The following is a 4,510-nucleotide window of genomic DNA, read 5'->3' as shown; positions in this document are numbered from 1 at the left end:
TTAGTAGGCATTGACTTTTTCTAAATATCATCATATTATACTATGCAATATGCGTTTTAGATGCTGAACAGCTTAACAACGTACATCACCCCTCAAAATACCCAACAACCGCCAAATCCACCGATCGAGCACAGGACTCCACCGTCACCATAACATCCGATGCGATCGCCCTTGTTAAGCCAACTGCAACTGCACATTCTGCAACTTGCAAATAGCTTTCAACACTTGCGCCAACAAGAGCGATCGCTCTGGGTCAGTCAAACTCAAGTCTGGTAAAATCTGATAAGTGCAAGGATTGCCCCGCGTCAGATACACAAACTGATAGTTACGTCCATTCGTCGTCAATCCCCAAACAGACGATTGCTGCTGCAAACTTTTATAAGCATAAGTCAGCAATTGCGGCAAACCGGCCCAAGGATCGATCGCACTATTTTTCGGCTCGACTACCAAAATCCAAAACTGTGCCGCCGCGAGCTCTGCATCCGGCTGATTTACCGCTAAAATATCCAAGCGCCCTTTAATTAAAGTATCCCCATCCTCAACCTCGATCGGGATGCTATCTTCCATTGTCAGCACCACAGGAACTTTAAAAAATCCCGTTAATCTCATTAATGGTGAAAGCACTAAAAACTTAACCAGTTTTGCAGAAACTTTCCCTGCTTCTAGATGACGCCAAAAGTGATTACCGATTAGCAATAATTCCTGCTGTTCAAAATCCGTCAGAGGTTCCACAGATAAAAATTTAGCAAAAGAGCCTCCTCTTTGTCTTTCCAGTTTAAGAAGGCGGCGAACGTCATTTAGAGAAAGCTGGCTTGCTTCTAAATTTTGCGTCATAGCTTTCATTTCATTAAATTTTACTAACTACATAATTATAGCTGAGATAATTTACCAGGGAGTACAATTTAAAAAAAATTAGCACAATAATCACTAAGAATAATCAAGCATTAAATAGGGAAAAAATCCTCTTAATCTGCGTTGATCGGCCTTCATCGGGTAGCAAAAAAAGAACAACCTCTCAACCTCTTACAAAATTACCCAAAGTCTTAAGGAAAATAAACATACTTTTGCCCCAACTTATGCAAACAATAGTTACAAAGACTAATTGAAGTTAAAGTTAAAAGCAATGTCACAAGATACCATCGAATCAATTCTTCATGAAAAACGCCTATTTCAGCCGCCTGCTGAATTCTCTCAAAAAGCTCACATCAAAAGCCTAGAAGAGTACCAAGCCATCTACGACAAAGCCAAAGCTGACCCCCAAGCCTTCTGGGCAGAACTCGCCACCCAAGAATTAGACTGGTTCCAAAACTGGGATACCGTGCTCGACTGGCAACCGCCTTTTGCTAAATGGTTTGTCAACGGCAAAATTAACATTTCCTACAATTGTCTCGATCGCCACTTAACTACTTGGCGCAAAAATAAAGCCGCCCTGATTTGGGAAGGCGAACCCGGAGACTCCCGCACCCTCACCTACGCGCAACTCCACCGCGAAGTCTGCCAAATGGCGAACGTCATCAAACAATTGGGAGTCCAAAAGGGCGATCGCGTCGGCATTTATATGCCCATGATTCCCGAAGCTGCGATCGCCATGCTAGCCTGCGCCAGAATCGGTGCAGTACACAGCGTTGTTTTTGGCGGTTTTAGTGCAGAAGCTTTGCGCGATCGGCTTAACGACGGCGAAGCAAAACTCGTCATCACCGCAGACGGTGGCTTCCGCAAAGATGCAGCAGTTGGCCTCAAAGAACAAGTAGACAAAGCCCTCGCCAACAACGTCACACCCAGCGTTACCAACGTTATCGTCGTCCAGCGTACCAAACAGCAAGTACACATGGAACCCGGGCGCGATCTTTGGTGGCACGACTTGCAAAAAGACGCCTCCGCCGACTGCCCCGCCGAACCAATGGACAGCGAAGATATGCTGTTCGTACTCTACACTTCGGGAAGTACCGGCAAACCCAAAGGAGTCGTCCACACCACAGGTGGCTACAACCTTTACACCCACATGACAACCAAGTGGATCTTCGACCTTCAAGATACCGATGTCTACTGGTGCACCGCAGACGTAGGCTGGATTACAGGTCACAGTTACATAGTCTACGGCCCGCTTTCCAACGGCGCTACCACAATCATGTACGAAGGTGCACCCCGCGCGTCCAACCCAGGCTGTTTTTGGGATGTGATCGAAAAATACGGCGTCACCGTTTTCTACACTGCACCCACTGCGATCAGAACATTCATGAAAATGGGCGAACACTTGCCCAACGCGCGCAATTTGTCATCTTTACGATTGTTAGGAACCGTCGGCGAACCGATCAATCCCGAAGCTTGGATGTGGTATCAGCGCGTAATTGGCAACTCGAATTGTCCGATCGTCGATACTTGGTGGCAAACAGAAACCGGGGGAATTATGATTACCGCTTTGCCCGGTGCAATTCCTACAAAACCCGGTTCTGCCACTCTACCGTTCCCCGGAATTGTGGTCGATGTTGTTGACCAAGATGGCGAACCAGTAACTAACGAAAGCGGCGGTTATTTAGTGGTGAAACATCCTTGGCCGGGAATGATGCGTACACTTTACAACGATCCCGATCGCTTCCGCCGCACTTATTGGGAATATTTGCACCCGAAAGATGGCGAATTTGTGTACTTTGCAGGGGACGGCGCGCACAAGGATAAAGACGGTTATTTCTGGGTAATGGGCCGCGTTGACGATGTAATTAATGTGGCCGGACACCGACTCGGCACAATGGAAGTTGAGTCAGCTTTGGTATCGCATCCAGCGGTGGCGGAAGCTGCGGTTGTTGGTAAACCGGATGAGATTAAAGGTGAGGACATTGTGGCTTTTGTCACGCTGGACAACTCGCAGCAACCTAGCGATGAATTGGCTAAGGAATTGAAGCAGCACGTTGTTAAGGAAATTGGGGCGATCGCCCGTCCCGGCGAAATTCGATTTACCGATGCTTTGCCGAAAACGCGAAGCGGCAAAATCATGCGCCGATTGCTGCGTTCTTTAGCTGCGGGAGAAGAGGTTTCTGGGGATACTTCGACCTTGGAAGACCGGACGGTTTTGGATAAATTGCGCGGCGGTTCGTAGGGGGATTTTTTAACCGCAGATAAACGCAGATAAACGCGGATAAATTTAATAATAATCTGCATTTATCTGCGGTTTTAGATAATTGTTGAGTAGCTTATTTGCCGCGCCACAGATGAACGGCATCGGCGTTAATTTCAGACCTTACCTGTAGCCAATCCTCCAGCAAGTAGTCATCATCAACTGCTTGCTTGTGCTGTTCGTCTTTGAGAATTGCCAAGACGTGAACTCCAGACGGATAGTTGACATGACGAATTTCTGAGTCATATCCCAAGTCTTGAATTTTTGCCAGAACGCGAGCGACAGCACCGGCAACAGTAAGATCTACGGCAAGAATAATTTGACCAAGTTTAGCACCCGGTTTTACACATTCCAGAACAGCCATTACTCTTTCTCCTTGTAGTTGCAACGGTAGACTTGAGGGCGATTTTCAACTTTTCGGGGTTGAGTCACAGATTCTAATTCAACCCGGTAGCGGCTCGTTTTTGGCAATCTTGTTTCGCTTGCCTGGGATTATCCGCTAAAATCGGCTCGTCCCAGCGTTCAGGATCTTTTTCTGGATCTTGAATCATAATTAAATTGCTCCTTTGTTGGACGTTCAACTTCGGGGAAGTCGTCTTGGCATGGTGCGGCAACATTCTGCCAAGGCGCATTTATCTGCTATAATTGTACTGCATTTTTTAGTATAATTGCAGTATGAGTAAAAATGTTAAAGTTCTAACCATCCGACTGCCTGAAGTAGAAATGCTTCGGCTAGAAGCTTATTGCGCGAACAGCGGTAGAACAAAAACCGATGTGATTCGCGAACAGATTAGGAGTTTAAAAGTTGAAGATAAGTTGCGGGGTGGTTCTTAGTGGGATTCTAAAACCGCAGATGAACCCAGATTAACGCGGATAGTAATCTGGTTTATCTGCGGTTTTAGAGAATTTCTATTGTCAATAAACAAGCTATTTTGGGTTTGGCAAAATTTGATTGAACGTCAAAAATATGAGCTACAATCAAGATAACTTCTGGACTGGATCTGAGCGCGATGCCTCCACTACTTAGCAAAACCACAGATCAGCGAATTGTTCATCATGGAATGTGGGAACGGTTTAAATTTATCCAAAAAGGCTTTGAAGGCTCCCCTAGAGTGCGACTATTTTACTATGATGGGACGATCGAGATTCTGATGCCTGGAGAAGACCACGAAACTTTTGCTCATGTTATCGGTTACTTAGTGACTACCTTTCTCGTCGAACAGGGAATTTTCTTCAAGCCCATAGGGGCAATGACGCAGGAAAGATCGGGAGTTGTCTCGGGAGCATCTCAAATATGCAATGAGTATAAATACTATTCAGGCCAAAGCGAGATTTAAATAAGCACAACGATGTTTCAGAACTTGAGCCAGGTTGTCACGATTCCATTGTGCCCCGGAG

At 46.1% G+C, this 4,510-nt stretch carries 5 protein-coding genes; 3 read left to right on the top strand and 2 right to left on the bottom strand.

Annotated features, from left to right (window positions below; genetic code table 11):
* Window positions 1-174: 174 nt before the first annotated feature.
* Window positions 175-834, bottom strand: a complete 660-nt coding sequence (locus QUB33_RS28665) for a restriction endonuclease subunit R (RefSeq protein ID WP_333357794.1) — start codon at window positions 832-834, stop codon at window positions 175-177.
* Between the two features lie 289 nt (window positions 835-1,123).
* Between QUB33_RS28665 and acs the strand changes: the two genes are divergently transcribed.
* Entirely contained in the window at window positions 1,124-3,094 is a 1,971-nt protein-coding gene (acs, locus tag QUB33_RS28660) for an acetate--CoA ligase (protein WP_333357792.1), read from the top strand.
* A 94-nt stretch (window positions 3,095-3,188) separates the two neighbouring features.
* Here acs and QUB33_RS28655 read toward each other — a convergent pair whose 3' ends face one another.
* Window positions 3,189-3,476, bottom strand: a complete 288-nt coding sequence (locus QUB33_RS28655; protein ID WP_333357791.1) for a hypothetical protein — start codon at window positions 3,474-3,476, stop codon at window positions 3,189-3,191.
* A 311-nt stretch (window positions 3,477-3,787) separates the two neighbouring features.
* On the opposite strand from QUB33_RS28655, the gene QUB33_RS28650 reads away from it, so the two are divergent.
* Window positions 3,788-3,946, top strand: coding sequence for a hypothetical protein (locus QUB33_RS28650; protein ID WP_333223336.1), 159 nt, complete (start codon window positions 3,788-3,790; stop codon window positions 3,944-3,946).
* 176 nt (window positions 3,947-4,122) lie between these two features.
* On the top strand, window positions 4,123-4,449 hold the full coding sequence (locus tag QUB33_RS28645; RefSeq protein WP_333357788.1) for a hypothetical protein: 327 nt from the start codon (window positions 4,123-4,125) through the stop codon (window positions 4,447-4,449).
* The last annotated feature ends 61 nt before the right edge of the window (window positions 4,450-4,510 follow it).

Origin of the sequence: Microcoleus sp. B3-A4, assembly GCF_036705385.1 — a bacterium.
In the GTDB taxonomy this organism is placed as follows: domain Bacteria; phylum Cyanobacteriota; class Cyanobacteriia; order Cyanobacteriales; family Microcoleaceae; genus Microcoleus.
This window is presented reverse-complemented; position numbering and strand designations above follow the sequence as displayed.

Excerpts from the sequence above, each read along its gene's own strand:
- QUB33_RS28655 (WP_333357791.1), bottom strand. The coding sequence starts at position 3,476 with ATGGCTGTTCTGGAATGTGTAAAACCGGGTGCTAAACTTGGTCAAATT.
- acs (WP_333357792.1), top strand. The coding sequence starts at position 1,124 with ATGTCACAAGATACCATCGAATCAATTCTTCATGAAAAACGCCTATTT.
- QUB33_RS28645 (WP_333357788.1), top strand. The coding sequence starts at position 4,123 with ATGCCTCCACTACTTAGCAAAACCACAGATCAGCGAATTGTTCATCAT.
- QUB33_RS28650 (WP_333223336.1), top strand. The coding sequence starts at position 3,788 with ATGAGTAAAAATGTTAAAGTTCTAACCATCCGACTGCCTGAAGTAGAA.
- QUB33_RS28665 (WP_333357794.1), bottom strand. The coding sequence starts at position 834 with ATGACGCAAAATTTAGAAGCAAGCCAGCTTTCTCTAAATGACGTTCGC.